Origin of the sequence: Halorhabdus rudnickae (assembly GCF_900880625.1) — an archaeon.
GTDB lineage: Archaea > Halobacteriota > Halobacteria > Halobacteriales > Haloarculaceae > Halorhabdus > Halorhabdus rudnickae.
In genome coordinates, this window is sequence record NZ_CAAHFB010000001.1 from 884,274 (window position 1) to 909,709 (window position 25,436).

The 25,436-nt window shown below is 65.1% G+C and carries 26 protein-coding genes; 16 read left to right on the forward strand and 10 right to left on the reverse strand.

Annotated elements, in window-relative coordinates:
- Positions 1 to 23: 23 nt before the first annotated feature.
- Together BN2694_RS04385 and BN2694_RS04390 are read right to left on the reverse strand one after the other, a co-directional pair.
- Positions 24 to 1,439 carry a methyltransferase gene (locus BN2694_RS04385; protein WP_135662957.1) on the reverse strand — a complete coding sequence of 472 codons (1,416 nt, stop codon included), beginning with the start codon at positions 1,437 to 1,439 and terminating at the stop codon, positions 24 to 26.
- Positions 1,432 to 2,196, reverse strand: a complete 765-nt coding sequence (locus BN2694_RS04390) for a prephenate dehydrogenase/arogenate dehydrogenase family protein (protein WP_135665448.1) — start codon at positions 2,194 to 2,196, stop codon at positions 1,432 to 1,434. The genes BN2694_RS04385 and BN2694_RS04390 overlap by 8 nt, the downstream gene beginning before the upstream one ends.
- Before the next feature lie 103 nt (positions 2,197 to 2,299).
- Between BN2694_RS04390 and BN2694_RS04395 the strand changes: the two genes are divergently transcribed.
- The 3 genes from BN2694_RS04395 to BN2694_RS04405 all read left to right on the forward strand — a co-directional run bounded on the left by BN2694_RS04395 (position 2,300) and on the right by BN2694_RS04405 (position 4,799).
- Positions 2,300 to 3,073 (forward strand): fumarylacetoacetate hydrolase family protein, encoded by a 774-nt coding sequence (locus tag BN2694_RS04395; protein WP_135662959.1) that lies wholly within the window; start codon positions 2,300 to 2,302, stop codon positions 3,071 to 3,073.
- Between the two features lie 97 nt (positions 3,074 to 3,170).
- Positions 3,171 to 3,632 (forward strand): SHOCT domain-containing protein, encoded by a 462-nt coding sequence (locus BN2694_RS04400; protein WP_135662961.1) that lies wholly within the window; start codon positions 3,171 to 3,173, stop codon positions 3,630 to 3,632.
- 237 nt (positions 3,633 to 3,869) lie between these two features.
- On the forward strand, positions 3,870 to 4,799 hold the full coding sequence (locus BN2694_RS04405) for a ring-cleaving dioxygenase (RefSeq protein ID WP_135662963.1): 930 nt from the start codon (positions 3,870 to 3,872) through the stop codon (positions 4,797 to 4,799).
- A 60-nt stretch (positions 4,800 to 4,859) separates the two neighbouring features.
- Here the strand turns inward: BN2694_RS04405 and BN2694_RS04410 are convergent, their stop codons facing one another.
- A complete protein-coding gene (locus tag BN2694_RS04410) occupies positions 4,860 to 5,276 on the reverse strand; it encodes a DoxX family protein (RefSeq protein ID WP_135662965.1) in 417 nt (138 codons plus the stop codon).
- 139 nt (positions 5,277 to 5,415) lie between these two features.
- Here BN2694_RS04410 and BN2694_RS04415 point away from each other — a divergent pair, with 139 nt between their 5' ends.
- From BN2694_RS04415 to BN2694_RS04425, 3 genes are all read left to right on the forward strand, one after another.
- Positions 5,416 to 5,769 carry a winged helix-turn-helix transcriptional regulator gene (locus BN2694_RS04415; RefSeq protein ID WP_135662967.1) on the forward strand — a complete coding sequence of 118 codons (354 nt, stop codon included), beginning with the start codon at positions 5,416 to 5,418 and terminating at the stop codon, positions 5,767 to 5,769.
- A 143-nt stretch (positions 5,770 to 5,912) separates the two neighbouring features.
- On the forward strand, positions 5,913 to 6,281 hold the full coding sequence (locus BN2694_RS04420; RefSeq protein ID WP_135662969.1) for a universal stress protein: 369 nt from the start codon (positions 5,913 to 5,915) through the stop codon (positions 6,279 to 6,281).
- The gene (locus tag BN2694_RS04425; RefSeq protein ID WP_135662972.1) at positions 6,278 to 6,778 is read left to right on the forward strand and encodes a GNAT family N-acetyltransferase; all 501 of its coding nucleotides are present in this window, start codon (positions 6,278 to 6,280) and stop codon (positions 6,776 to 6,778) included. The genes BN2694_RS04420 and BN2694_RS04425 overlap by 4 nt, the downstream gene beginning before the upstream one ends.
- 11 nt (positions 6,779 to 6,789) lie before the next feature.
- Here BN2694_RS04425 and BN2694_RS04430 read toward each other — a convergent pair whose 3' ends face one another.
- Together BN2694_RS04430 and BN2694_RS04435 are read right to left on the reverse strand one after the other, a co-directional pair.
- A complete protein-coding gene (locus BN2694_RS04430) occupies positions 6,790 to 7,218 on the reverse strand; it encodes a hypothetical protein (RefSeq protein WP_135662974.1) in 429 nt (142 codons plus the stop codon).
- 100 nt (positions 7,219 to 7,318) lie between these two features.
- The gene (locus BN2694_RS04435) at positions 7,319 to 7,645 is read right to left on the reverse strand and encodes a 4Fe-4S dicluster domain-containing protein (protein ID WP_135662976.1); all 327 of its coding nucleotides are present in this window, start codon (positions 7,643 to 7,645) and stop codon (positions 7,319 to 7,321) included.
- Between the two features lie 160 nt (positions 7,646 to 7,805).
- Here BN2694_RS04435 and BN2694_RS04440 point away from each other — a divergent pair, with 160 nt between their 5' ends.
- Complete coding sequence (locus tag BN2694_RS04440; protein ID WP_135662978.1) at positions 7,806 to 8,114, forward strand: DUF7545 family protein; 309 nt, start codon at positions 7,806 to 7,808, stop codon at positions 8,112 to 8,114.
- A gap of 137 nt (positions 8,115 to 8,251) precedes the next feature.
- Here BN2694_RS04440 and BN2694_RS04445 read toward each other — a convergent pair whose 3' ends face one another.
- Together BN2694_RS04445 and BN2694_RS04450 are read right to left on the reverse strand one after the other, a co-directional pair.
- Positions 8,252 to 9,664, reverse strand: coding sequence for an Hvo_1808 family surface protein (locus tag BN2694_RS04445; protein WP_135662980.1), 1,413 nt, complete (start codon positions 9,662 to 9,664; stop codon positions 8,252 to 8,254).
- 125 nt (positions 9,665 to 9,789) lie between these two features.
- On the reverse strand, positions 9,790 to 10,449 hold the full coding sequence (locus BN2694_RS04450) for a 2,5-diamino-6-(ribosylamino)-4(3H)-pyrimidinone 5'-phosphate reductase (protein ID WP_135662982.1): 660 nt from the start codon (positions 10,447 to 10,449) through the stop codon (positions 9,790 to 9,792).
- A 116-nt stretch (positions 10,450 to 10,565) separates the two neighbouring features.
- On the opposite strand from BN2694_RS04450, the gene BN2694_RS04455 reads away from it, so the two are divergent.
- From BN2694_RS04455 to BN2694_RS04465, 3 genes are read left to right on the forward strand one after another with little or no spacing between them, the layout of a single operon-like run.
- The gene (locus BN2694_RS04455; protein WP_135662984.1) at positions 10,566 to 11,840 is read left to right on the forward strand and encodes a Single-stranded DNA binding protein; all 1,275 of its coding nucleotides are present in this window, start codon (positions 10,566 to 10,568) and stop codon (positions 11,838 to 11,840) included.
- Positions 11,837 to 13,531 (forward strand): hypothetical protein, encoded by a 1,695-nt coding sequence (locus tag BN2694_RS04460; protein ID WP_135662987.1) that lies wholly within the window; start codon positions 11,837 to 11,839, stop codon positions 13,529 to 13,531. The genes BN2694_RS04455 and BN2694_RS04460 overlap by 4 nt, the downstream gene beginning before the upstream one ends.
- On the forward strand, positions 13,531 to 14,286 hold the full coding sequence (locus BN2694_RS04465; RefSeq protein WP_135662988.1) for a metallophosphoesterase: 756 nt from the start codon (positions 13,531 to 13,533) through the stop codon (positions 14,284 to 14,286). Before BN2694_RS04460 ends, BN2694_RS04465 begins: the two co-directional genes overlap by 1 nt.
- Positions 14,287 to 14,335: 49 nt before the next feature.
- Here BN2694_RS04465 and BN2694_RS04470 read toward each other — a convergent pair whose 3' ends face one another.
- Complete coding sequence (locus BN2694_RS04470; RefSeq protein WP_135662989.1) at positions 14,336 to 15,589, reverse strand: MgtC/SapB family protein; 1,254 nt, start codon at positions 15,587 to 15,589, stop codon at positions 14,336 to 14,338.
- Positions 15,590 to 15,686: 97 nt separating this feature from the next.
- Between BN2694_RS04470 and BN2694_RS04475 the strand changes: the two genes are divergently transcribed.
- A complete protein-coding gene (locus BN2694_RS04475; RefSeq protein WP_135662991.1) occupies positions 15,687 to 16,106 on the forward strand; it encodes a universal stress protein in 420 nt (139 codons plus the stop codon).
- 91 nt (positions 16,107 to 16,197) lie between these two features.
- Here BN2694_RS04475 and BN2694_RS04480 read toward each other — a convergent pair whose 3' ends face one another.
- Complete coding sequence (locus tag BN2694_RS04480) at positions 16,198 to 16,968, reverse strand: creatininase family protein (RefSeq protein ID WP_135662993.1); 771 nt, start codon at positions 16,966 to 16,968, stop codon at positions 16,198 to 16,200.
- A gap of 280 nt (positions 16,969 to 17,248) precedes the next feature.
- On the opposite strand from BN2694_RS04480, the gene BN2694_RS04485 reads away from it, so the two are divergent.
- Positions 17,249 to 18,469, forward strand: coding sequence for an FAD-dependent oxidoreductase (locus BN2694_RS04485; protein ID WP_135662994.1), 1,221 nt, complete (start codon positions 17,249 to 17,251; stop codon positions 18,467 to 18,469).
- A 383-nt stretch (positions 18,470 to 18,852) separates the two neighbouring features.
- Positions 18,853 to 21,684 (forward strand): DEAD/DEAH box helicase, encoded by a 2,832-nt coding sequence (locus BN2694_RS04490; protein WP_135662996.1) that lies wholly within the window; start codon positions 18,853 to 18,855, stop codon positions 21,682 to 21,684.
- Positions 21,685 to 21,712: 28 nt separating this feature from the next.
- Here the strand turns inward: BN2694_RS04490 and BN2694_RS04495 are convergent, their stop codons facing one another.
- Positions 21,713 to 22,333, reverse strand: a complete 621-nt coding sequence (locus BN2694_RS04495; protein WP_135662998.1) for a hypothetical protein — start codon at positions 22,331 to 22,333, stop codon at positions 21,713 to 21,715.
- Between the two features lie 154 nt (positions 22,334 to 22,487).
- On the opposite strand from BN2694_RS04495, the gene BN2694_RS04500 reads away from it, so the two are divergent.
- The 3 genes from BN2694_RS04500 to BN2694_RS04510 all read left to right on the forward strand — a co-directional run bounded on the left by BN2694_RS04500 (position 22,488) and on the right by BN2694_RS04510 (position 25,272).
- Positions 22,488 to 24,242, forward strand: coding sequence for a MutS-related protein (locus BN2694_RS04500; protein ID WP_135663000.1), 1,755 nt, complete (start codon positions 22,488 to 22,490; stop codon positions 24,240 to 24,242).
- 83 nt (positions 24,243 to 24,325) lie between these two features.
- Positions 24,326 to 24,961 carry an AmmeMemoRadiSam system protein A gene (gene amrA, locus BN2694_RS04505; protein ID WP_135663001.1) on the forward strand — a complete coding sequence of 212 codons (636 nt, stop codon included), beginning with the start codon at positions 24,326 to 24,328 and terminating at the stop codon, positions 24,959 to 24,961.
- Positions 24,962 to 24,987: 26 nt separating this feature from the next.
- Positions 24,988 to 25,272: a DUF357 domain-containing protein gene (locus BN2694_RS04510; protein ID WP_135663002.1), complete on the forward strand. Its 285-nt coding sequence runs from the start codon at positions 24,988 to 24,990 to the stop codon at positions 25,270 to 25,272.
- Positions 25,273 to 25,436: the final 164 nt, after the last annotated feature.

Genomic DNA, 25,436 nt, shown 5'->3' on the forward strand with positions numbered 1-25,436 from the left:
ACCATCCAGCGTCCGAGTCGGCCTCACACCGGGATCCGTTCGACGACCGTCTCGGCCTCGACGACCAGATTGTAGGCGCCCTCGTCGTCGTTCCACAGCGCAAGGACGTTCTCGAAGGAGAGGAGATCGCCGTACTCGCTCGTCCGCAGCTCCTCGTTGAGGACCGACTCGCGAGTCAATACGGCGAAGTGATCGATCCGCTCGCTACCGTCGCCGACGAGAAAAACCGGGTTGGCGTCGGGATCCTCGCGCAGGTCCGGGCTGAGTTTGATCCCCACGACGTTGATCCGGTCGGTAACGTATCCCTCCGCGTCGGCCATCCTGGCGACGCGTGACTGATCGGGCACGTAGTCGATGGCCCGCTCGTCGTCCCTTCGGAGGATCGAGTAGGCGTACTGGACATCGACGTTGACGAACTCGCCGGGATCGTGGTCGTGGTCGTCGCAAGCCTCGTCGAGTCGCCGCTGGAACGGGGGGATCGCCAGATCGCCCTCGCGGGTGAACGACCAGCACTCGCCGCCGGGCGTCTCCCCGGGCCAGAGGCGGACCGTCGGCTCGTAGACCGAGTAGGTGTCCTCGACAGCCCGTTCCGTCTCCCGGAGGCCGGTAGCGGTCCGCCTGTCCGCCGGGGAGAGCGCCAGGATCGAGCCGTCCCCTGCCAGCGCGTCCGCGTAGCGACGGAGGACGCTCGACGGCTCGTCCAGTTCGTCGAGGACGTTTGCGAAGACGATCAAATCGAACTCGCCATCGGCTTCGAACGTCTCGGCACGGTCTCGATGGATCGTCGTGTGGACGTTCGGTCCCGTCTCCGCGAGGACCGATTCGAGGACCGTCGCGGCCCCGTCGCCCGGTTCGACGGCGTGGTACTCGACGATCCCGCCGGCATCGGTCAGGAGATCGAGTAGTCCGAGCGCGGGGCCGCCCACGCCGGCACCCACGTCGAGGACGCGAACCCGAGACGGAAGCCGATCGTCTTCCACCAACGAATCGAGTGCGTACTGCCCGACGGCGTAGTAGTCCGGCAGATGATAAACCGCGTAGGCCAGAGCGGTGAGCCGGTCGTACTCGACGGCCGCATCCTCGAGGTAGGCCGCCTTGACCTCGCGGATCCGCTCGCGGAGTCGATCGCCCGACTCGCCCTCGGGCCACCCGGCACCGAATTCCGCAACGAGCAGGTCTTCGAGGACGCGTGCGTACCGTTCGGGGAACGCTTGGACGTGTTCGACCGACGCATCGAGCGGCCCCGTCGGCGCCGGAACGAACGTCCCGTCCTCGCGCTCGCGCAGTCCCAACTCGAAGGCCTCCTCGCGGAGCGTCCGCTTGATCACGCCCGGGTGGGGCTGTTCCTCGACGTAGTCCTGGATCTCCTCGGGATCGATCGGCCGGACGTTCTGGAGGTACTTCGCCGTGTCGACGATCGCCTGTCGCTGGTCACTCATCGTCGGGATGGCTCCGGCGTGTGGCCTGTTCGTACAGTTGCTCGAAGGTCTCCTCGTCGGCTGCGGCCAACTCCTGAGCGGCCTCGGCCACGTCAGCGCCCCCCTCGAAGGCGGTCTGGATGTCGGCGTAGACGCGGGCCTCCCCGCCAGTCACTCCCTCCAGAAGATCGAAGAGGCCGGCCGAAATCGGTGTCTGGAAGCGCTCGGGGATCGGCTCGGCGGCCAGGCCGAAGGCGAGAATCGCAGCGTGAACGCGAGCCTGGACGGTCTCCATCGCTGCGTCGTGTTCGGCTGGCGTCGTCTCGAAGAGGTCGTTGCCAGCCGCCGCGAGCGCCGCGCGGACGCGGTCGGTGACCGGTCCCGCTTGGTCGGCCACCAGCGGGACGTTACCTGGCGCGTTCGCCGGCGCAAACAGCGGATGAAAGCTCACACGCTCGCAATCGGGAGCGTGTTCGGCCATCGCTGCAACGGGCTGGGCCATGACGCCCGCGAGGTCGCAGATCGCCACACTGGCCTTGGATGCGTGGGTCTCGATCGTATCGGCCGTCACCGGGATCGGGACGGCCACACAGACGAGATCGAAGCGCTCGTCGGTGTCCGGGGCGACCGCGCGGCCGTTGAGTTCCTCGGCCGCAGCACGAGCCACAGCGGAGTCGACGTCAGTGAAGGCGACGGCTGGCGGATCGTCGAGGTGATCGTCGAGCGTGCGGGCAAACCACCGGCCCATCTCCCCCGCGCCGACGACGAGTAGGTCCATGTCCTGGCGTACCGCTGGATGAGTCAAAAGCCGTTCGTCTGCCGGGCCAGCGGCGTCGGTCCGGGTCGAAAACGCTAACAGGCCCGACGCGATAGCGAAAGACATGAAACGCGTCCGCTTTCGCGACCCGACGGGTACCATCCGCGGCGGTCGATGGCTCGTCGAGGACGGCCAAGAATACGTGACGACGGCACTGGGTGAACCGGAGACGGTCGCGACGGACGAACACACGTATCCGGCCGAGTCGGTCGACGTACTCCCGCCCGCCGAACCGACGAAAATCGTCGCGATCGGTCGCAACTACGCCGACCACGCCGACGAACAGGACGCCGATGTCCCCGATCGGCCGCTACTCTTTCTCAAACCCCCCAACACCGTCGCCAGCCACGGCTCGACGGTCTCGTTGCTGCCCGACAAGGAACGGCTGGACTACGAAGCCGAACTCGCAGTGATCATCAGCGAGACGTGTCACAACGTCGACGCCGACGACGCCGAGGACGTCATCGCGGGCTACACTTGCTTCAACGACATCTCCAACCGCGACGACCAGCGCGTCGAAACCAACTGGGTCCGCGGGAAGGCCTTCGACAACGCCGCGCCGATGGGACCGGTGCTCGCGACCCCCGATGAGGTCCCGGCAGATGCGACCATCGAGTGCCGCGTCAACGACGAGACGCGTCAGTCGGGCAGCCGCGAAGACATGGTCTTTGCCGTGCCCGAACTGATCGAAGAGATCACCGCCTACATGACCCTTGAACCCGGGGACGTGGTCGCAACGGGGACGCCCGAAGGTGTGGGTCCGCTCGCCGACGGCGACACCGTCGAGATCGAGATCGAGGGCATCGGGACGCTCGAACACGGCGTTCACATCCCGTGATCGCAGCTCTCGCCCAATCGAAACCGCACACGACGTGTTGATGGGGCGATAACGACGTTTCGTGGCTATTTTTTGCTCGAGGAACGCACCACCGCTCATGGCATCCCGACACTGGCTGTACTTCGGAGGGTTTGTCCTCACGGGACTGGCACTCGTCGTAGTCGTTCTGATGGGGGTGCTCGACGCGCTGGCAGTGCTCTCCAGCGGCGCGGTTGTCTATGGCGAGGAGTTCGTATTGCTGGCGATGCTCGGACGGGCTGGCGAGTGGGTCGTCGCGGCCGTAGTCGTTGGTCTCATTGCCGTCCTGTTCCTCGTTGCGACGATCGTCTCTGTGCTCCGGAACACCTCGTTACATCGCGATGACCGACTCGCCGCGATCGTCGAGCGACTCGAACACGAGTATCCCCTCTTGAGACAGTTCGATGTCTCAAAACGGGTCGAACCGACAGTCGAGGACAGACAGCAACAACTCAAATCGCAGTACGTAGACGGCAAGATCAGCGACGAAGAGTTCGAGCGCGAGATGGAGCACCTGATGGACGAGGAACGCTCGACGTGACGAACTCCAGTGGAGTACCATCACCACTCGTTTCCGGGCACCCGCCTGTGAGGTTCACAACGTGTCGACGATGGGCCGACGGCGTTCAGTCCGTCCGCAGTATGGTCGGTCAACGAGCCGATCGCCCCGGCAATGTGGCTCCGTCGCCGTAATCGGATTTGCATCCAGGCAGCCGGCCGGTAGGAAACGTTACCACTGTCCGAACGGCTATCAGGCTCGCGAACGTTTCTCGACCACATGCGCGACATCCCCGGTATCCACCACGTGACAGCGATCGGGAGCGATCCCGGTGAGAACCTGGCGTTCTACACCGAGACACTCGGCCTCCGGCTAATCAAACGGAGCGTCAACCAGGACGACACCTCGGTCTATCACCTCTTCTACGGCGACCACTCGGGATCGCCGGGCACCAGCATGACCTTCTTCCCGTACCCCGGCGCACGGCCGGGGCGGGTCGGCACCGGGCAGGTCAGCACGACGCAGTTCCTGATCCCTGCCGAAGCCATCGATTACTGGGTCGATCGCCTCGCCGAGGCAGGCGTCGACGCGGGAGACCCCCACGAGCGCTTCGGCGACACTGTCCTCTCATTCGAGGATCCCGACGGCCTCCCCCTGGAACTGATCGGCGTCGAGAACGCTCCTGCCGGCGATCCGCCGGAGGGGCCGGTCCCCGCCGAGCACGCGATCCGCGGGTTCTACGGCGTGACGCTCGCGCTGTCGGAGACCGACGCCACGGAACGGGTCCTCGAGACGATGGGCTACGAACGGACGGGAAACGAGGGGAACCGGCTCCGCTACGAAACCGACGGGGACCTCGGATACGTCGTCGAGTTGCTCGACGATCCCGACGTGGCCGACGGGCGACCTGGTGCGGGGACGATCCACCACGTCGCGTTCCGCGTCACCAGCGACGATCAGGCCGATTGGCGCGAGAAGTTACAGCACCTGGGACTGCGCCCGACGGAGATTATCGACCGCAAGTGGTTCGAGTCGGTCTACACCCGGACACCGGGCGGTGTCCTCTTCGAGTACGCCACGGAGGGGCCGGGGTATACAGTCGACGAAGACCTCGAAGGGCTGGGCGAACGGCTCGTCCTGCCCGAGTGGCTCGAGGACCGCCGCGGGCAAATCGAGAGCGGACTGCCGTCGCTGTCGACTGACGGTTGAAACGTCGTCTACTCGGTGCTGTCGGACTATTCGCAACTATCGGGATGGTCTCAATCCGGATTAGAAGAGACCGACGCCGACGCTATACGTCCAGGACTGGCTGGCGACCGCGGCGACGATAAGCGCCCCGCCAGCCATCACGACGTTCTTCAGGAACTGTGTCATCTCGTCTTGCTGCTGGTCCTCGGGAACTGCCCAGAAGTCGTGCATCGTCGCCGCGGCGACCAGCAGGAACCCGGCGATGGCCATCGCACCGACGACGGGATAGAACCCGACGACGATACTGAGTCCCCCCGCGATGAGGACAACAGCCGACGCGATTACCGAGAAGCCGGGGGCGGGCAAACCTTTGTGCTCGGCGTAGCCGGTCATCGCCTCGCGCTGCTGGAAGTGATTCAGCCCCATGAACGCCAGGACGACTCCAAACAGCACGCGACCAGCGAGGAGGATTGCCCCCTCGGTTCCAGTGAACGCCATCAGACGACCACCCCTCGTCCCGGTGTGTCGATATCAATCCAGTCTCTCGTGGCTCCCATAGTCAGTGTCATTGCGTTAGTTGGTTCGTTTCCGAACCTACTTATGATCTCGGCGACAATATCGTGACCAGATAACACCGATGTCACCCGAGACAGTCACCGGGACAGAGACGATTGACGAACAGAACGCCGAGGCCTGCCCAGTCGTCGAGGCGGTCGAACAGATCGGCTCGGAGTGGCGCCTGATCGTACTACAGAATCTGACCGACGGCGAACAGCGGTTCAACGAACTCAAGCGCTCGACGGGCGCGAGCTCGCGGACACTCTCGCGAGTCCTCGACGACCTCGAGGATACCGGGTTAGTCGACCGTCGTGTCGAGGATCGACCGATCGCGACGTACTACTCACTGACCGAGAAGGGCGAAGCGTTGTGTCCGGTTTTCGCGGAACTGGAATCCTGGGCGGGAGAGTGGATCGAGAGCGTCGAGGGGTGAAGCGTGGTCCGGGGTGGGACGGTCGGACGGAATGGAGCCGGTTGATCCACTGGACACCAGCGACCACTGATCGGCTGCGGAACGTCCCGCCGGACAGTGTCACGAGGCCAAAACCTTTGAGCAAGCGACGTGGACAATCGATTATGGAAGTCCTGGTGGGTGTCGGCGGCACGGGGCGGTCCTTCGAGGCGCTTGAGAGTACCGTCGAGCGGGCAAAGCAGGCGGACGATGAACTTACAGTGGCGGTCTTCGACGACCCATCGGCGGGCCTGACCAGGGCACAGGTACGGGATCGAGTGCGGGAGATCGTGACCGAGCGCGGGGTTGATCCACCCCTCATGGAGGTCGACGGCGATCCCGGATCACAGCTCGTACAGATCGCCGAGACCGGCGGGTTCAACCAGTTGGTGATCGGAAACGGGGCGCGGACGCCGATGGGGAAGATCCAGCTGGACAGTATCGCACAATTCGTCCTCTTTAACTCCCACGTCACCGTAAAGCTCGTTCGATGAACGAGTCTCCCCCGCTGGAGCCACCGCCGGTGACGTTCGTCGACGAGGAGGGGCGACCGATTCGGATCGAACGGAGCGAGGGGGACCGGGACGCCCTGGTCACCATGTACGACAGCTTCGCACCGCACCAACGCGCCCAGGGACTCCCACCGGCCGGTCGCCAGCGCATCGAAGAGTGGCTGACGACGATCGAGGCAGGGCTGCACGTGATCGCCTGGCACGACGATCGAGCAGTGGGTCACGCCGCATTGCTGGCTGGCCCGGAGGATCACGAACTGATGATCTTCGTCCACCAGGACTATCAGCTCGCAGGTATCGGTTCCCGGCTGATCCGTGCGTTACTCGCGTGTGGACGCGAGGCCGACGTCGAGGATGTCTGGTTGTGTGTCAGGCCGAGCAATTCGGTCGCGGTTTCGCTGTACCGCTCGGTCGGGTTCGAACCGGTCGAGTCCGGTGAAACTGAACTCGAGATGAGCCTGACCTTCGAGGAGAGCTAGAAGGAGGAGTCTCAGCCGTGTTCTGAACGCGTTCGCGCCCCGACGCGGGCGTTTGATGTGGACTGCCTGCCGTCGGCAGCGCGCTCGGGAACACCCGTCAACCGTCTGGCCGTCTCCCGGAGGGAACGACCGTCCCCGAGCAGCGTCGCCGCCTCCGCCACGGACGCCTCGACGTCGAGGTGGACGCCGTAACACGCCGCGTAGAGTTCGATCCACTCCTCGAAGACGCAGTCCAGTCGCCGCGATTCGGGAGGCGAGAGCGTCTCGGCCCCATCGATCGACGCTTCCTGGTAGAGCGCCACGGCCGGGCCGACGCCGTCCCGGAGATACTCCAGCGCCCGGTCGCGAGCCGGCGGCTCCTCGGGCGGAAGGAAACCGCTTCGTGCGCGCCCGGCCCGCTCGGCGAGGGCCGCAATGCGGATGCGATACGTGCGACACATATCGGTATCCCCCTGATCGAGACACGCATTCTTCACATTATTTGCTGACGGATACCCCACGAGATTACCGGATCCGCCGTAGTGGGACCCGACGGCGAGGTCACTCCGTCGCCCGGGTCGGATCGACGTCGATCGCGTCGACTGGGCAGACATCGACACAGAGCATACAGTCGATACACTGGGATTCGTTCGCCGGATCTGCCTTCCGCTCGCTAACCGGGTGGTCTGGTGTCTCGACCCACTCGAAGACGTCGACGGGACAGTCCTGCAGGCACGCCCCATCGGCCAGACAGGCGTCGAAGTCGACAGCGACGTGTGTCCCGTGGATGCCGAGCGTTTCGGGTTCTTCGAGTGGTCCCCAGACGTCGTGACCCTCGTGTTCGTCGACGACCTCCCGGTTCACGCTGAACGCCGGATCGATAGGCACAATGGCTAGTACTCGCACGTGAGCCCCCTTAAATCCACGTCAGCGGGAAGATTCGACCGGGGAACCACTCGTCACGTCGTCGGACTCGGGCGCGTACAGGGACGATCCCGGATCGCACTCGTCCCAACAGACGGATAAGTCCGGTCCGCGAACGAGGCCCATGGCAACAGACGAACTCGAAACGACGACGGTAACCGTGGAAACAGACGATGCAACCGATACGCTCGAGATCCCGATCGCGCTGATCGACCTACTGACCGACGAGGACAGCGAAGATGTCCCGACGGTGGTCGGTGACATCGCGATGTTTGGACTTGCCCAGCGGGTCCACACGGCAGTCCACCACAGCGACGGCGACCCGAGTGCGGGCCTCGACGCTGACCTCGAAGCCATCGAGGCCGCGACCGACGAGGAGTTCCAGAAACGGTTCGGCTCAAGCTTCGAAGACCTCCTCGACCACAGCCACTGACGACGCCCGGATAGTCACTGACCGCGCCTGCAAGCACGGATCACGACCGGTCAGTTTTCGTCGACCCCGGACAGTACGGACCACGCCCGGACAATCTTCGACGACCCCGGACAGTACGGACCACGCCCTATCAGTCACTACCGGTGATGCCTGCCAGCCGAGAGGAAACTCACGACCAGAGCAACGAACGCAACGAGTGTCGACGCAACGTCGAACCCGGGTCCGTTCGTCGTCGTGGTGGCAGTCGCAGTAGTGTCACGCTGTGGTGTCTCTCCCGGATCGACTTCGAACCGGTCCGATAGCTCGGCCAGCGCCGACCGGTCGGGAGCGTTGGCGATCGTCACGCGCGTCCCGTCGTGTCGAATGTCGAACGCGTCCGCGAAGGGACCGTCCGTAATGACGTACTGCGAGTCGCCGACCCCGAGGGGCTCGTAGCTATCGAGTACAGCACGGTAGGCGGCCGCAAACTCCGCGGCATCCGTCCGCGAGTCCCACTCAGTCACCCAGACGTAGCCCTCGTGGCTGCCGTTCGTGTACGTGTACAACGAGTCGTTTTCCCACCCGTCGGCCAGCGACGTGACGACCGTGCGAAGACTGGCTGTCCCGTTCGGGCGCGGGAGCGCCACACGTCGAGTCGCGTTCTGCCGGGCGAACAGCGTCCGGATTCCCGCCTCGCCGAGGCGTTGGGCGCCGTCGGTTCGAGACCACTCCGAACCGGAGCGATCCGTGTATTCGATCGGTTCTGAGAGGACCGCGTCGCGACCGGGATGCAACACCGGTTTCACGGTCGACGGTGGTGACTCGTGGGCGGCGACGACGCTCTCCCAGCCGCGACGGTCCCGGAGTGCAGCAACGTAGCTCGCCCCTTGCCGGTAAGGCATACTCAGGAGGCTAGCGACTGCCGGTGTGACCGAAGCACTCGACGACGGCGCTATCCCACCGGAGAGACACGACCACTCGCCGCTCGCACACTGGCGCCGATAGAGGCCGTCGATCAACGAGGCCTCGCCTTCGACGAGGCCGTCCTTTCCGAGTTCCCCGTCGAGCGTCGAGCGTCGGTAGCGGGGCCCAGAGAGGTCGAAGTGCTGGTCCTGGAGGACGTGCACGAGTTCGTGGGCGAGGACGTATCCCGAGACCTGGGGCCGTTCGGAGTCATCAGTCACGAGAACGACGTGATCGACCCCTTCCTCGGCGGCCATGCCACCGACGCTCGCGAGGATCGTCTCCCGTACCGCCAGACGAGCGTCGGTATCTTCACCGAAGACGAACAGCGCTTCCCACGTCTGGTTCCCCCCGGGTAACTGCGTGACGTTGCGGTCGACGTAGGTTTCGACACCCTCGCGGGAGACGAACTTGATCCGGGGAGTCTCTTCGAACTCCAGTCTGCGAAGGTGCTCGACTCGCGCCATCGTCCGGGCGAGAAGCCGCTCGCGCTCGGGCGCTGTGAGACCGTCGGACTGCTCTACATCGATCGACTCGTTGTGCCAGTACCGGTTCTCCCACCCGAGTACGTCCGTCTCGGGATCAGCCGGGGCGGTGGCGTTGTCCACCTGTGCGGCCCCTCCCATCGGAATGGCAACGAGAGTTAGAGCCCCGAAAACGATCAAGACAACAACTCCGAGGAAAGCACGTCGAACGTCTGCCTGTGGCCGAAACTCACCGACTGACAGCCGTCTCATCGAACCCGCCACCGCATCAAGACGCCCCCGTCCAGGCGCTCGACGTCGTGCAGGTCGAGGTCAGGGAAGTCACCCACGAACCCTTCACCGTCGGCCAGGGTCGGGGCCTCACGGCCGCCGAGAACCGTCGGGCCGACAAACGTCGACAACTCGTCGACGAGACCAGCCTCGAACAGCGAGAAAATGAGTTCGCCACCGCCCTCAACCATGAGTCGGTCGACGCCGTGTGCGTCGAGTTCGTCCAGAGCACCATCTAGGTCTACCCGCTCTTCGCCGGCCACGATCACAGTCGCGTCGCTGGCCAGCCGCTCGCGTTCGTCTTCGGGGGCCGCCTCGCTCACGAGGACGTACGTCTCGGCGTCGCCGTTCAACACGCGGGCACCAGCGGGGGTGCGGCCCCGCGAGTCGGCCACGACGCGGGCCGGCTGTGGCGCGTCGCCACGGTCGCGCCGGTCAGCCACACGCTCCTCGGCGTCGACCGTCAGGGATGGGTCGTCAGCGAGGACGGTCCCGATCCCGACCATTACGGCGTCGCTCGCGGCTCGCATCCGATCGACGCGCTCGAAGTCCGCCGGGCCGCTGATGGCGATTTGCTCGCGGTCGCGCGTCGAGAGCTTGCCGTCGGCGCTCATCGCAGCATTGACGACGACGTGCATCGGTGCCACGTCGGGGCGGGGGCCGAAAACCACTTTCGACGGCGAGCAGTGAGCGCGTCTCCGGGACGCTGGCTGCGAGGACGGCCTTTTTATTCACTCCGGTCGAACGGTTCTGCATGGATGTCGAAGACAAAGCCGAGGAACTCGCCTCCGACCTCGGCGTCGACAAAGAGGAGGTCAAAGAAGACTTGGAGAATCTCGTCTCCTACAGCGTACCGCTGGAGGAGGCCGTCGGGAGTCTCCGACGTAAGTACGGCGAGGGCGGAAGCGGCGGAAACGACGCACCGCCGGAGCGTGACGTCGCCGAGATCACGACAGCGGACGACGGCGTCACCGTGGGCGGGGTCGTCCTGACCGTCGGCAAGCGCTCGATCCAGTATCAGGGCACAGAGGAGGTCATATTCGAGGGGGAGTTCGCCGACGAAACGGGGAAGATCTCTTATACGGCCTGGAACGACTTTGGAATCGAGCCCGGCGACATCGTACGGATAGAGAACGCTGGCATCCGCGAGTGGGAGGGCGATCCGGAACTCAACCTGGGCGAGCGTACGACGATAGCCGTAAGCGACGAGGACCTCGATATCCCCTACGAGATCGGTGGCGACCGGGCGCTTGCTGAACTAGCAGCCGGTGATCGCGGCGTCAACGTCACGGTACAGGTGCTTGAGTGCGAACGTAAACTTATCGAGGGCCGTGACGGTGAGACCGAGATATTGAGCGGGGTGGTCGGCGACGAGTCGACCCGATTGCCCTTCACCGACTGGGAGCCTCACGACGCGATCGAAGAGCGTGCGTCAGTCCGGATCGAGGACGCCTTCGTCCGGGAGTTCCGGGGCGCGCCGTCGATCAACGTCTCGGAGTTCTCGACGGTGACGGCCCTGGACCGAGCAGTCGGCGTGACCGAGGAGGCACCGCGAATGACGATCCAGGAGGCCGTCGAGAGCGGCGGGCTCTTCGACGTGGCGGTAGTGGGGTCGGCGATCGCCGTCCGGGACGGCTCGGGACTCATCGAGCGCTGTCCCGAGTGTGGCCGGGTCGTCCAGAACGGCCAGTGTCGCAGCCACGGTGCGGTCGAGGGCGAGGACGACCTCCGGACGAAGGTGATCATCGACGACGGGACGGCAACGGTAACGGCGGTTCTCGACGAGGACCTGACCGCAGACGTCTACGGCGGCGGTCTCGAGGACGCCCGGGAACACGCACGCGACGCGATGGATCGAGAAGTCGTGACCGACGCGATCCGTGAAGCGATCGTCGGCAAAGAGTTCCAGATCCGGGGATCGCTGAGCGTCGACGACTACGGCGCGACACTGAACGCCACCGCCTTCGACGCCTGCGAGGACGATCCGGCGGATCGCGCCCGCGAGTTGCTCGCAGAGGTGGGCCGATGAGCACCGACGACAGCGAGGGCAGTGGCACAAGCCCGGGCCGTCGCGAGGTCGCTTATCGGCTGTTCGCCGCCGAATTCGACGACGCCGACTATGGGTACTCAGAGAGCGACGAGGAACGGGCACCGAACTACGTGATCACGCCCACCGGCGGGAGAGTCAATCGCGTCTTCGCCGTGGGCGTGCTGACGGAGGTCCAGCCCGCCGGCGAGGAGGTTCTACGCGCCCGGATCGCCGATCCGACGGGGACGTTCGTCGTCTACGCGGGCCAGTACCAACCGGACGCCCAGACGTTCCTCGAACGCGCCGAGCCACCGACATACGTGGCCGTCACCGGGAAAGCGCGAACCTTCCAGCCGGAGGACAGCAGCGTGGTCTACACCTCGATCCGACCGGAGAGCCTCAACGAAGTCGACGCGGCCACGCGCGACCGCTGGACCGTCGGGGCAGCCCGACAGACCATAGAACGCATCGGGACGATGGCAACCGCGATGGAGCTCGACGCGGACGGCGAGGAATTGACCGCCGCACTCAGCGAACGCGGCGTCCCCCAGGGATTGGCGGCCGGTATTCCGCTCGCCCTGGAACACTACGGAACGACGTCCGGGTACCTCGCTGCAGTGCGGGAACTGGCCCGTTCCGCGGCAGAGATCGTCGCCGATGAGCGAGAAGAAGTCGAACCACTTGCGCTATCCCCCGACGAGGGCGGCGAAGCTGCTCTCGATGCCCTGGTGGCGGCTGCCGACCTCGGAGCGACAACGGAGTCGGCAACAGACACTGCTGGGTCGGAAGACACGACGACGCCTGCGGGAACTGCCACGGAGTCAGACCTAACCACGGAGGCCGAATCAGCGACGGGTACCGAGACCGGGGCGGAAGCCGGGAGCGAAGACGCCACCGCTACGTCCAAAGCGGAGAGCAAGACCGCCGAGTCAACGCAGCAAGCGGAGAGCAAGACCGCCGAGTCAACACAGCAAGCGGAGAGCGGAGCGGCCGAAGCGACATCGGAACCCGAGACGGGAACGGAAACCGAAGGCACGCCTGAACCCGGGTCGACCGAGACGGATACCGCCACCGAAGCCGATCCCACGACGGCGGCCGAAAGCGGCGAGGACGGCGGTGACGAATCCGCCGACAGTGCCACCGACGCCTCAAGGAGTACAGGCCGCGAAGCCGACGCATCGAGCACCGTCGAGACGGCGGACGATGGGGCGGCGGTCGGCGAGGGGGCCGAGCTCGGCGAGTTCGACGGCGAGTTCGAACTCGACGACGAGGAGCGCGAGGAGATCAAATCGGAGTTCGGTACCGAGTTCACGTCCGGAACGGAGGTCGAGGAACCCGGCGAGGCCGGCATCGACACGCCCGATCCGGAGCCGGAAACCACCGACGAGGAGACGATAGAACCAGAGACGACCACGGAACCGACGACCGAATCCAACGCGCCGACCGATACGTCCGTCGAGCAGGACGAGACGCAGGGAGACGACGAAGACACAGCGGTCGACCTCGAGGACGCGGTGATGGACGCGATGGCGGCCCTCGACGAGGGCGACGGTGCCGACCGGGAGGCCGTGATCGAACAGGTGAGCAACGACCACGGCGTACCGATCGGGGATGTCGAGGACGCCATCCAAGAAGCGCTGATGAACGGCCGGTGTTACGAACCGGGTGAACGGACGCTGAAGCCGATCTGATGGTCGTCGAACCGGTCCCCGACACCCCCGCCGCGCTGGTTGAGCTCCCGGATGGACGCGGACTGTTGCTCGCGGACATCCACGCCGGCATCGAGGCTGGACTCCGCCGAAACGGTGTCGAACTCCCGTCGGAAGCTGGAAAACGTCGCGAGACGATCTTGAACCTGCTCGCGCGGACGGACGCCGACCGCCTGATCGTCCTCGGAGACGTCGGCCACGCGATCGGGAGTCATTCGCGCGAGGAACGCAAGGAACTCGAGACGCTGGTCTCGGCCGTCACCGAGCGCGTGCCGCTGACGATAGTGAAGGGCAACCACGACGGCGAGATCGAGTCGTTACTGGCCGATCGCGACGGGGTGACGATCACCGGCGGCGAAGGCATCCGATTCGGCGGCCTCGGCCTGGCACACGGCCATACCTGGCCCGCCCGGGCTGTTCTCGGTGCGGAGACAGTGTGTGTCGGCCACGAACACCCTGTGGTCCGGCTGGAGGACGAAGTGGGAGGGGGCCGCAAAGAGCGAGTGTGGCTACGGGGACCGATCGATCCGGCGCCGTTCGAGGCGCACTACGGCGAGGACTGCCCGGAAATCGACGGCGAACTGGTCGTTTGCCCGGCGTTCAACGACCTCTCCGGCGGGACGTGGGTCAACGTCGAGGGGCAATCCTTCCTCTCGCCGTTCCTACCGGACGCCCTCGAAGCGGGCGACGCCTACCTGCTCGACGGGACGCGTCTGGGTCCGTACGACCAGATCTAAATCATGCGAAGAGCCGAGTGTGAACGCAGACACCGAGACGGGCCTGAACTCAGAGTGCGAGAAAGACGAGGCCGCTCACGATGACGACGCCCAGCACGGCCGAGACGAGGGTGCCCAGACGACGGGTGCCGAGGATCCACACCAGAGCCACCTTGACCAGCGTGTTCGCGATCGCCGCGATCACGATCGCCGTCGTCGCAACCGGCGTCGAGACGGCCCCCTGGGAGGCGAGTTGACTCACCGTGATCGTCATCGCGTCGACATCGGCAAGCCCCGAGAAGAACGCGGTCGCGTACAGCCCCGAGGATCCGAACCATTCGGTGGCATACTCAGAGACGAGCAACACGACGGCGAAGACGGCCCCGAACAGCAACGCCGGCCTGAGACGGAACGGATTCTTGAGGCGATCGGGTTCGACCGTCTGCTCGGCGGTCGTCCACCAGTAGAGTGCGGCGGCGGCGATCGCGCCGACGACGGTCATTCCGCCGAGCGGGAGCGCGACACTGGGGGCCAGCCTCGGATTGACGACGGCGACCTCGACGAGTGCGCGCGGGAACATGACGATCGAGGCCGTGACGACCGCGAAGCCACAGACGTGATACAGCGTCTCGTTTCCGATCGTCTTCCCGGCCATCGAGACGGTCGTCGCGGTCGAAGAGACGAACCCGCCGAGGATCCCCGTAAGGGCGATGCCACGCTCCGGCCCGACGATCCGGCCGAGCACGTAGGCGACAAAACCCAGTCCGGTCACGAAGACGACCATCAGCCAGACGAAACGAGGGTTGAGTCCGTGGAGCATATCGACCGAACGATCCGGCAGTGCCGGCAAGACGACGAGAGCGACGAGGATGAACTTCGCCGAGGCCCGGCGCTCGCGCTCCTCGATCCGGTCTGCGAACTCGTGGATCGGGTCCTTGACCGAGAGCAGGATCGTCACGGAACCGCCGACGACGATCGCGACGATCGCCCCCCGATCGGAATGCATCGACAACGCACCCAACAGAACAGTCACTAGCGCGGCCAGCAACGTGGTCAGACCGATATCACCCTCGGAGACGACTTTCCCGACGTAGGCGACAGTGAGTGGCACGACGAGTGCGGCGATCGCGATGGCCAGTGCGTCCGGGAAGAACGCCTGGACGAGTGCTCCGTACAGCGCGAGCAGCGGGAACGTTCGACTCCCGGCGAAGGTCCCGCCCGACTTGCTCTGCTCGCGTTCAAGCCCGATCAGTGCACCGAGGCCGAACGCGAGTGCGAGATGAAGGACCACCCCGAACAGTGGGGCCGTTGTCGGATCGACCATCGTCTAGACGTCTCGGGGGAACGCTTGTCAAGATACCCCATGCGGATCGACCTCATTGGAGGTCGAGTTTTATTGTCGCCGCGGTCCGAGCGGTCGTATGGCAGTACTGGTCCCATACGACGGGTCACAGCCGGCCCGCAAGGCAATCGAGGAAGCAGTCACAGAATACGGCGAGGAGACGATCGTCCTCCTGCGTGTGATCGAGGTCGCGGACGGATCTCTTGGGGCGGGGTTCAATCTCATCCGGGAGAGTCTCGAAGACGAACCCGAGGAACTGGCCGAGGGTATCGCCGACGAGGTGCTCGAGACTCTCGAAGCGACGGACGGCAACTACGAAGTCGAGACGGTGATCGGCAACGCCGCCAGAGAGATCGTCGAATACGCCGAAGAAAACGACGAGATCGAGCGGATACTCATCGGCAGTCACGGCCGCGAGGGGGTCTCCCGAATCCTGCTCGGCAGTGTCGCCGAGAAAGTCGTTCGACGGTCCCCGGTGAGCGTCACCGTCGTTCGGTAGACGGACCACCGGTGAGCGTCACCGTCGTTCGGTAGACGGACCACCGGTGAGCGCCACCGTGGTCCAGTAGACGGAGCAGCGACTTACGCGTTCAAACGTGCTCTTTCGGCATGAGATCGCGGAAATCTTGGTCGGCCAGCCACTCCGCCAGCGCCGCGAGTTCGTCGCTTGCGGCCGCGAACAACTCGGCCCCGATCTCGGCGCTGGCGTCGGTCTGGTCCCCGAAGACGCCGTTCTCGCTGTTGTCGATCGAGTCGTAGAACGTCCGTGAGCCGTGTGTTCGACCGATTCGGTCGTCGACCTCGGCGAGTCCCCCGTCGCGTGCCTCTTCGAGACGGTCATCGTGGACGAGGTCCGGGTGGAGGTGCTGGATGAGTGCCGTCTCCTTGGGCCCGCCGTGAGGGCCGTTGTGTTCGAAGGCCTCGTCGACGGTGTCGGGGATACTCTCGTCCCACATCCACTCGACAGCGTAGGCAGCCTCGTCGTTGCGGAGGCGACGACCGACCTCCCGCAGGTGAGTCACGTTCCCGCCGTGGGCGTTGACGTAGATCACCCGGTCGATCCCGTGGGCTGTCAGACTCCGGGTAATGCTTTCGACGTAGTCCCTGAACGCGCTCGGATCGGCCGATGCCGTCCCGGGGAACTGCAAGTGATGATCGGAGACACCGATTGTGACCGTCGGCGTACAAAGAAACCCAGTCCGGTCGGCCACCTCGCGGGCGAACGCTTCGGCGATGAGGTGGTCAGTTCCCTCTGGGAGATGTGGACCATGTTGCTCAGTCGATCCCAGCGGCACCAACGCTAACGATTCTGACTCGAAATACGATGCGAGGTCAGGCCAAGCCTCGTCCGGAAGATACATACTCCACTTTCGGGGATGCGTGCCCATGAACGTGTCCCACGCTGTCGAGCGACCGTTGGGTCGTTCAGGTGAAGAAATGATCGAGACCACTCCTCCCTCAAGCTGGTCGAGAAACGACCGCACACTCGGTGACCACCGGCGATAGAAACACGCGACGCAGGCTCACCGAACCGTCAAAGCCGAGAGTGGCGGGCATTGTGGCTCCGGTCTAGGATGTCCACCCCAAAGATAGCCTGCTGATCGGCGGTAGTCACATAAGCGCCCAAAACAATATATAACGATGTCAGACTCAGCGACGGTACTCGTCATCGGAGGCGGAGCGACTGGCACGGGCATCGCACGGGACCTCTCACTTCGCGGGATCGATGTGACGCTCGTTGAGCGAGGCGGACTCTCCAGTGGCACTTCGGGGCGCTCGCACGGACTGCTCCACAGCGGCGGACGCTACGCCGAGTCCGATCGGGTCGGTGCCGAGGAGTGTATTGAAGAGAACGAAGTCCTCCGTTCGATCGCCGGTGAGTGTATCAGAGACACCGGAGGGCTGTTCGTCCAACTCGACGAGGACGACCCAGAATACTTCGAAGAGAAGCGCGCGGCCTGTGAGGATATCGGGATCGAAACGGAATTGCTCGATGCCGATGAAGCCAGGGAACGCGTCCCCGATCTGACGCCGGACGTAGAGCGGGCAATGTGGGTCCCCGATGGCGCAATCTATCCCTCGCGACTCGGGGCGGCCAACGCTGCGGCTGCCGAGGAACACGGTGGGACAATCCACCCGCACGCACCTCTCGAAGCGGTGACCGTCACCGACGGTCGAATAACCGAGGCCACGCTCGGCGGAACGGTCGAGAAGACGATCGAACCGGAACACGTCGTCAACGCAGCTGGCGCGTGGGCCGGACAGGTAGCTGATCTCGCGGGTGTCGATGTCAATATGGCGCCTTCCCGTGGCGTGATGGTGGCCGTGGAGTACGACGAGTTGGCCCCCGTATTGAACCGCTGTCGGGACCCCGACGACGGCGACATCGTCGTCCCTCACGTCGGGGAAGCAGTCCTCGGGACGACAAGTGTCCCGGTCTCGGACCCCGACGACTACGAGACAGCCGCCTGGGAAGTCGAGAAGTCAATCGAGGAGTGTGCGGATATGCTGCCGCCGGTCGCCGACGCCCCAGTCGTCCGGGAGTGGTGGGGCGTCAGGCCGCTGTATGCCCCCGACGAAGGCGAGGGAGACCGGCGCGGCATCTCTCGGGGCTATTTCGTGTTGGATCACACTGGGGAGGGTGTCGAGAATTTCACTAGCATTGTGGGCGGGAAGCTGACGACCTACCGACAGATGGCCGAGACAACTGCCGACCACGTTTGTGGGAAACTCGGTGTCAACGCTGACTGCGAGACCGCAAGACGCCAACTGCCAGGCGCAGAAGATGCCGACCGGCTGGACGAGTTGGTCGAGCACTACGATGGACAGGGGCCGACCGACAAGGACGTCGTCGCGCGGTGAAAGTGGCTATCCTCGGCGGTGCCCAAAGAAAGTCCTGGAGTTCGTGTGTCTGGTGACGTTCCTGTCAGTCCCCTCGGGTCGTTCCATGACGCCGAGCACACCAAGGTGTACTGCCTGGTCCCGTCTCGCTGGCCGAGGAAAGAGGCGTCGTGTCACGCCAACGATTGTGGGCTATCGGGGCTATGTAGCTACTTTCCATGCGTACAGCTACATTGGATGTCGGCTCTAGGGAGGACCGTCGTGAATCGGCTAGATATGACGCTCTATCGCACCCTATACAAATGCGTCCGACTGTGATTCTGTCCGCACTCCACTGAGTAGCCGTGGTATCTGTTGCCACTACCCCGACGCGTTTAATCGGCTGAATCCGCTAGAAACAATCGATGAGTGAGGCGACGCGTGACGGGGATGCCGCGTTCACCCACCTCGGGGAGGCCGTCCGTGCGGCCCTGTCCGAACGTGGCTTTTCCACGCCGACGGAGCCACAACGCCGTGCGATCCCGCCGCTGGCTGACGGCGAGAACGCCCTCGTGATCGCACCCACGGGCAGCGGCAAGACCGAAACCGCCATGCTGCCCGTCTTCGACGCGCTTGCCGCCGATCCGCCCGAGGGGTTCGGAGCGCTGTACGTCACGCCCCTGCGCGCCCTCAACCGGGACATGCGCGACCGTCTGGAGTGGTGGGGCGAGACCCTGGACCTCGAGGTGGACGTTCGCCACGGCGACACCTCCGATTACCACCGCCAGCAACAGGCCGAGAATCCGCCGGACGTTCTCGTCACGACACCTGAGACGCTCCAGGCGATCCTGACCGGCGAGAAGCTGCGTGGCGCTCTCGAGAGTGTCGAACACGTCGTCGTTGACGAAGTACACGAACTCGCCGCGGCCAAGCGTGGCGCCCAGTTGACCGTCGGCCTCGAACGCCTCCGCGAAGTCGCGGGCCCATTCCAGCGGATCGGTCTCTCGGCGACGGTCGGCGACCCCGGCGAAGTCGGGAAGTTCCTTACCGGCGACCGCGGCTGTGCGCTCGTCGAGATCGACGCCGGGAGTTCCCTGGAAATAGACGTGGTCCGTCCGTCACTCCGGGACAGCGACGAGGAACTGGCTGGTCAGCTAGTTACCGACCCCGATGTCGCCAGTCACGTCCGGAAGATCGACGAGCTGATCGACGAGAACGAGTCGACACTGGTTTTTGTCAACACTCGACAAACTGCCGAGGCACTGGGCTCCCGACTCAAGGAGTACGGGACGGACGTGGGCATCCACCACGGGTCGCTGGCGTCCGACTCCCGCGTCGAGGTCGAGGACGCGTTCAAAGCCGGCGATCTGGACGCTCTGCTGTGTACCTCTTCGATGGAACTCGGCATCGATGTCGGCCGAGTCGATCACGTCGTCCAGTACAACAGTCCCCGGGAAGTCGCCCGACTCCTCCAGCGCGTCGGCCGCGCCGGCCACCGCCGAGACCTGACTTCCCGTGGGACGATCGTCACCACGAGTCCCGACGAGACCTTCGAGGCGGTGGCGATCGCCCGTCAGGCGCAAGCGGGCGACGTCGAACCCGCGGAGATCCACCACGGCAGCCGCGACACCGTCGCCAACCAGATCGCGGGGATCGTCATGGATTTCGGCGAGATCGACGCCCGACAGGCCTACGAGATCGTCACGCAGGCCTATCCCTTTGGCGACCTCTCGGAAGCGGCCTTCCGGGAGATCGTCCGCGAACTCGCCGAGAATCGCGTGATCTGGCTCGAGGAGGACGAGGACGAACTCAGCAAGCGACGGGGGACCTGGCAGTACTTCTATCACAACCTCTCGATGATCCCCGACGAGGCGACCTACGACGTGAAAGACGGCGCGAGCGGCCGGCAAGTCGGGACCTTAGACGAGCGGTTCGTCGTCAACTTCGCCGCGCCGGGGGAAGTGTTCATCCAGCGCGGGGACATGTGGCGGATCACTGAGATCGACGAGGACGACGAGACGGTCCACGTGACGCCAATCGAAGATCCTGCCGGCGAGGTACCCTCCTGGACCGGCCAGGAAATCCCTGTCCCCGAAGCTGTCGCACAGGAAGTCGCGGAGATCCGAGAAGTCGCCGCCGAACAGATGCGTTCCGGGGGCGATCGTGAATCCGTCGCCAGTCATCTCGCCGGACGATACGACGCCGACGTGGCGACGCTGGAGTCGGCACTCGAGCAGATAGCCTACCACGAGGGACCCATTCCCGGTCCCGACCGCATCGTCGTCGAATTCGAGGGCCGGGACGTGGTCGTCAACGCCGCCTTCGGCCACAAGGTCAACGAGACGCTCGGCCGATTGTTGTCCTCGCTTTTGGGCCAGCGGACGGGATCGTCAGTCGGTCTGGAGGTCGACCCCTATCGGATCTCTCTGGAAGTACCCCGGACGGTGACCGCCGGCGACGCCGTCGAGGTGTTAGAGACGACCGATCCGGCCCACGTCGAGGGGCTGATCGAGTTGAGCCTGAAGAACGCCGACGCCCTGAAGTTCCGACTCGCACAGATCGCGACGAAGTTCGGGGCGTTGAAAGGCTGGCGCGGCCGGGGAAGCAATCGCTTCGGCCGCGATCGCTTGCTGGAGGCCCTCGAAGACACGCCGATCTACGACGAGGCCCTCCGAGAATTACTCCACGAGAAACTCGCCATCGGGGCGACGGCCGACCTGCTCGGGGATGTCCAGTCGGGAGATCTCGCAATCGAGACTGTCGGTGGCCGGACGGCCATCGGTCGCGGCGGTCGATCGGGGAGCAAAGAGTTGCTCGCGCCCGAGAACGCCGACGCGAGCGTGATCCAGACGCTGAAGGAGCGACTCCAGGAAGACCGCGTTATCCTTTTGTGTGTTCACTGTACATCCTTCGAGCGAACGAAGCCGATCAAGCGGGTGCGCGAGCAACCCCGCTGTCCCGAATGCGATTCGACGCGGATCGCTGCGTTAAACCCCTGGGACGAGGAGACGGTCAAAGCGGTCCGGGCAGCGGACAAGGACGACGAGCAACGGCGCCGGACCAAGCGCGCCCACCAGGCGGCCGATCTGGTCCAGAGCCACGGCAAGCAGGCGGTGATCGCGCTGGCTGGCCGGGGCGTCGGGCCAACGAACGCGGCCCGGATCATCAACAAACTCCGGGAGGACGAAGCCGACTTCTACCGAGACATCCTCGAGCGCGAGCGGGAGTACGCCCGAACGCGTTCGTTCTGGGAGTGAGTCGGCCGACTCGGCCGGTACCGGCCAGTCACCGACGATCGAGCGACTCGGTCGTGGCGTCGGCCTCGCGCCAGTTCCCGCGTTTCCGAACTGCGACTCTGGAGACGACGATTCCCAGCGCGAGCACGACGACGCCGAACAGGAGGAACGACCCGATCAACGTCCCCGATCCGTGAATAAGCGGGTCGGTGGCCGCCGTCTCCCCAACCAGCCAGCGGCTCCCGACGACGACCAACGGTGATACGGTCACGACAACCCCGAGAACGACGAGTCCGCGGCCCACGATCAACGATGGGACCGTCGCCCGGGCCAGGACACCAGCAGGTGCCATCCACCCAACGATGCCGACGAGCACGACCGCGATCGGGTGTGCTGAGACGATGCTCACGAGCACGAACGCCGACAAGGGTGCGAACGGGACTGATATCGCCAGCGCGATGCCCAATCGCAGTGAGTACGGAACGGCGTGGCCGGCCGGCGATCGGATGTCGTCGGCGCCGGCCAGTGCGTCGTCGACGACCGCGCTGATGGCGTCGTCGGTCAACTCGTCGTCTGCCGTCCGGATCCGGAGCCCGCAGTCCGGACAGCTCCGGGCACCGTCCAGGGCTGCCCCACACTCGGGACAGGTCGCGTCGCCTGCATCGGCCATTGGACGCCCTTCTCAACGGAGGCATTTGACCTTTCCCCGTTGTCTTTGCAAAACACGGTGATCAACCTCGGAAAGGGGCCCGTGGGCTCCGGAAGACACACTGACGCGCCCCGGCAGGGATAAGCTCTTAACGGCCGCCGGAACACGTCCAGACATGGATCTTTCGGACTACTGGGGCGTCGGGCCGAAGACCCGCGATCTCCTGGCTGACTCGCTGGGCGTCGAGGCGGCCGTGGCGGCGATCGAATCGGGTGATCTGCGAACGCTGACCGCCGCCGGCCTCTCCCGGGGCCGGGGGACTCGCATTCTCCGGCGAGCCCAGGGGGGCGCGATGGACGTGCTGGCGACCCGGGACGCACGCGACGTCTACAAGACGGTACTGGACCTGGCGAGTTCGTTCGCCGTCACCCAACACGCCGCCGACAGTATCAGGCTGCTCACGCCGAAGGCCTCGCTGTCGGAGATGGAAGACCACCTCGCTACTGTCGTAGACGCCACGGCCGCCTGGGAGGAACTCGACGGGGACATCCGCGAGACAGTCCTCGAAGCCTTCGAAGGGTACGACAGCGTCGAAGGCGGGGATCTGGCGGGCGTTCGAGCGGCGCTGGCGCTGAAGGACGCTGGCGTGACCGATGGGGTGTTCGCCCCTCTCGCCAACCTCGACGGGGACCGCCTCGAAGTCGGCGCGGAGGCCCTGGAGGCTCTCGCTGGCGAGGGCGTCGCCGAGGGAGCCGACGAGCGGCTCGATGCGCTCCGGGCACAGCGCGGAGCCGTCGAAGACATGGCGGCCGACCCCGAGTCCGTGATCGCCAGCGTCCGTGGAGAGGGCATCCGGGGCGGCGACGCGTTTCAGGAGGCGTTCGTCCGATACGTCGTCGAGGAGGCCGACGTCGACGTCGAGGCCGTCCGGGAGTCGGCACCGACCGACGCGGCCGACGTCACCGACTTCGTCGCGGCGGCGTTGCGCGAACTCGCCGCCGACCGCCGCGAGACCGAGCGCGAACGGGAGGTCGAGGTCCGTGACCAGTTCGAGTCGACGCTGTCGGCAGCCGACGAAGAGATCACGCGTGCGGTCGAGACCGTCGACGAAATCGCGCTGTACGTCTCGCTGGCACGGTTCGCAATCGAGTACGATCTCCAGGCCCCCACCTACGTCGAGGATCGGGACGTTCTGGCAGTCGAAGGGGCCCGCAATCTGGCGCTCACGGCCGCAAGCGAGGACGTCCAGCCGATCACCTACGCGGTGGGCGAGCACACACTGTCGACACCGGAGGCGACTACCCCGCCGTCGGGGGATCGCGTGACCGTCCTGACCGGCGCCAACAGCGGCGGGAAGACGACGCTGCTGGAGACGCTCTGTCAGATCCAGTTGCTCGCACAGATGGGACTACCCGTTCCGGCCGAGCGTGCGGAGGTAGGTATCGTCGACACCGTCGTCTTCCACCGCCGGCACGCGAGTTTCAACGCCGGTGTCCTCGAATCGACGCTTCGATCGGTGGTCCCGCCACTGACCGAAGCGGGTCGGACGCTGATGCTCGTCGACGAGTTCGAGGCGATCACCGAACCCGGAAGCGCCGCCGACTTGCTCCATGGCCTCGTGACGCTGACCGTCGAACGCGCCGCACTGGGCGTGTTCGTCACCCACCTCGCCGACGACTTAGAGCCACTACCGCCGACCGCCCGGACCGACGGCATCTTCGCCGAGGGACTGACGACGGATCTCGAACTCGAGGTGGACTACCAGCCCCGCTTCGAGACGGTCGGACGTTCGACCCCGGAGTTCATCGTCTCGCGGCTCGTCGCCGACGCCGAAGAGCGAGCCGAGCGCTCGGGTTTCCGGACGCTCGCGCAAGCGGTCGGCGAGCAGGCAGTCCAGCGGACGCTCTCGGACGCCGAGTGGTCGGCCTGAGAGTGCCGCCCGAAGGCGACTCTCTAAAAGCCCACGATGTTGGGGGTCGACGGGTACGTGCGTCGAGAGCATAGAGACGACCGATGCCCACCGGCGAGGAAACCGGTCGCCTCGACCGCCAAACCGGGAAGCGACTGCTCGAACACACCCGATCGATCGTCGGGGCCGCCGCCCGCGACGACCAACCACCCGACCCCCCGGTGTTGCCGGTGCTCGATGAGGAACGCGGCGTCTTCGTCACGCTGAAACAGGACGGCGAGTTGCGGGGCTGTATCGGGCGTCCCCAGCCCGAAAGGGTGCTCACGGAGGCACTCGAGGCGGCGGCGACAGGCGCGGCAACATCGGATCCTCGCTTTTCGCCCCTCTTGCCCGACGAGATCGAGGACGTGACGATCTCGGTGAGCGTGCTGACGCCGCCTGAATTCTGTTCTCACCTCGATCCGGACGCGATCGAGGTCGGCCGCGACGGGCTGATCGTCTCGGATGGTCGACGGAGCGGTCTCTTGCTCCCGCAGGTGGCCGTCGAGCAAAACTGGACAGCCGAGGGGTTCCTCCGTGGCACGACCCGGAAAGCCGGGCTTCCGCCGGACGCCTGGCGGACCGAAGAGGTCATCGTCAAACGTTTCTCGGCGCAGGTGTTCGCGGAGAAATCTTCGGGCGGTCCTATGACTGTCGAGGACTACACCCGGGGGCCTCCGAACGGACAGCCGACAGACTGAGGGGGAGACCCCGAGAATCCCAATCCATGCCAGCCGAACTCGCAGAGAAGACCGACCGTTATGAACAACTACTCGCCGAAGCCCTCGAAGCGGCGACCGTCCAGCCACCCGCCGACACGCCACTGGGAGAGGCAGCAGGGGAGTTCCGGGAGATGGCACGTTCGTATCTCGAAGACGGCCGCCACTTCAAGACCGAGGACGACCCAGTCAACGCCCTGGCGGCGTTCTCCTACGGCCACGCCTGGCTGGACGCCGGCGCCCGGATCGGCCTTTTCGACGTTCCCGAAGAGGGCCATCTCTTCACCGTCTGAGCGGGACGGCTCTACGACCGAAACGCTACGCTAGATAATATTTCCCGTGATATAAAGGCCGTGAGCCTATAAGGGTTGGGGAAAGGCTTAAATACACACCTCCCTTACTACACGTCAGGAAGGGTAGCTCGACGGTATTAATATTTTCTCCGTTGGGCGCCCAC

What these genes read in the sequence shown, in the direction of transcription:
- BN2694_RS04385 (WP_135662957.1), bottom strand. Translation starts at nt 1,439, where the DNA reads ATGAGTGACCAGCGACAGGCGATCGTCGACACGGCGAAGTACCTCCAG.
- BN2694_RS04390 (WP_135665448.1), bottom strand. Translation starts at nt 2,196, where the DNA reads ATGGACCTACTCGTCGTCGGCGCGGGGGAGATGGGCCGGTGGTTTGCC.
- BN2694_RS04395 (WP_135662959.1), top strand. Translation starts at nt 2,300, where the DNA reads ATGAAACGCGTCCGCTTTCGCGACCCGACGGGTACCATCCGCGGCGGT.
- BN2694_RS04400 (WP_135662961.1), top strand. Translation starts at nt 3,171, where the DNA reads ATGGCATCCCGACACTGGCTGTACTTCGGAGGGTTTGTCCTCACGGGA.
- BN2694_RS04405 (WP_135662963.1), top strand. Translation starts at nt 3,870, where the DNA reads ATGCGCGACATCCCCGGTATCCACCACGTGACAGCGATCGGGAGCGAT.
- BN2694_RS04410 (WP_135662965.1), bottom strand. Translation starts at nt 5,276, where the DNA reads ATGGCGTTCACTGGAACCGAGGGGGCAATCCTCCTCGCTGGTCGCGTG.
- BN2694_RS04415 (WP_135662967.1), top strand. Translation starts at nt 5,416, where the DNA reads ATGTCACCCGAGACAGTCACCGGGACAGAGACGATTGACGAACAGAAC.
- BN2694_RS04420 (WP_135662969.1), top strand. Translation starts at nt 5,913, where the DNA reads ATGGAAGTCCTGGTGGGTGTCGGCGGCACGGGGCGGTCCTTCGAGGCG.
- BN2694_RS04425 (WP_135662972.1), top strand. Translation starts at nt 6,278, where the DNA reads ATGAACGAGTCTCCCCCGCTGGAGCCACCGCCGGTGACGTTCGTCGAC.
- BN2694_RS04430 (WP_135662974.1), bottom strand. Translation starts at nt 7,218, where the DNA reads ATGTGTCGCACGTATCGCATCCGCATTGCGGCCCTCGCCGAGCGGGCC.
- BN2694_RS04440 (WP_135662978.1), top strand. Translation starts at nt 7,806, where the DNA reads ATGGCAACAGACGAACTCGAAACGACGACGGTAACCGTGGAAACAGAC.
- BN2694_RS04450 (WP_135662982.1), bottom strand. Translation starts at nt 10,449, where the DNA reads ATGCACGTCGTCGTCAATGCTGCGATGAGCGCCGACGGCAAGCTCTCG.
- BN2694_RS04455 (WP_135662984.1), top strand. Translation starts at nt 10,566, where the DNA reads ATGGATGTCGAAGACAAAGCCGAGGAACTCGCCTCCGACCTCGGCGTC.
- BN2694_RS04460 (WP_135662987.1), top strand. Translation starts at nt 11,837, where the DNA reads ATGAGCACCGACGACAGCGAGGGCAGTGGCACAAGCCCGGGCCGTCGC.
- BN2694_RS04465 (WP_135662988.1), top strand. Translation starts at nt 13,531, where the DNA reads ATGGTCGTCGAACCGGTCCCCGACACCCCCGCCGCGCTGGTTGAGCTC.
- BN2694_RS04470 (WP_135662989.1), bottom strand. Translation starts at nt 15,589, where the DNA reads ATGGTCGATCCGACAACGGCCCCACTGTTCGGGGTGGTCCTTCATCTC.
- BN2694_RS04475 (WP_135662991.1), top strand. Translation starts at nt 15,687, where the DNA reads ATGGCAGTACTGGTCCCATACGACGGGTCACAGCCGGCCCGCAAGGCA.
- BN2694_RS04480 (WP_135662993.1), bottom strand. Translation starts at nt 16,968, where the DNA reads ATGTATCTTCCGGACGAGGCTTGGCCTGACCTCGCATCGTATTTCGAG.
- BN2694_RS04485 (WP_135662994.1), top strand. Translation starts at nt 17,249, where the DNA reads ATGTCAGACTCAGCGACGGTACTCGTCATCGGAGGCGGAGCGACTGGC.
- BN2694_RS04490 (WP_135662996.1), top strand. Translation starts at nt 18,853, where the DNA reads ATGAGTGAGGCGACGCGTGACGGGGATGCCGCGTTCACCCACCTCGGG.
- BN2694_RS04495 (WP_135662998.1), bottom strand. Translation starts at nt 22,333, where the DNA reads ATGGCCGATGCAGGCGACGCGACCTGTCCCGAGTGTGGGGCAGCCCTG.
- BN2694_RS04500 (WP_135663000.1), top strand. Translation starts at nt 22,488, where the DNA reads ATGGATCTTTCGGACTACTGGGGCGTCGGGCCGAAGACCCGCGATCTC.
- amrA (WP_135663001.1), top strand. Translation starts at nt 24,326, where the DNA reads ATGCCCACCGGCGAGGAAACCGGTCGCCTCGACCGCCAAACCGGGAAG.
- BN2694_RS04510 (WP_135663002.1), top strand. Translation starts at nt 24,988, where the DNA reads ATGCCAGCCGAACTCGCAGAGAAGACCGACCGTTATGAACAACTACTC.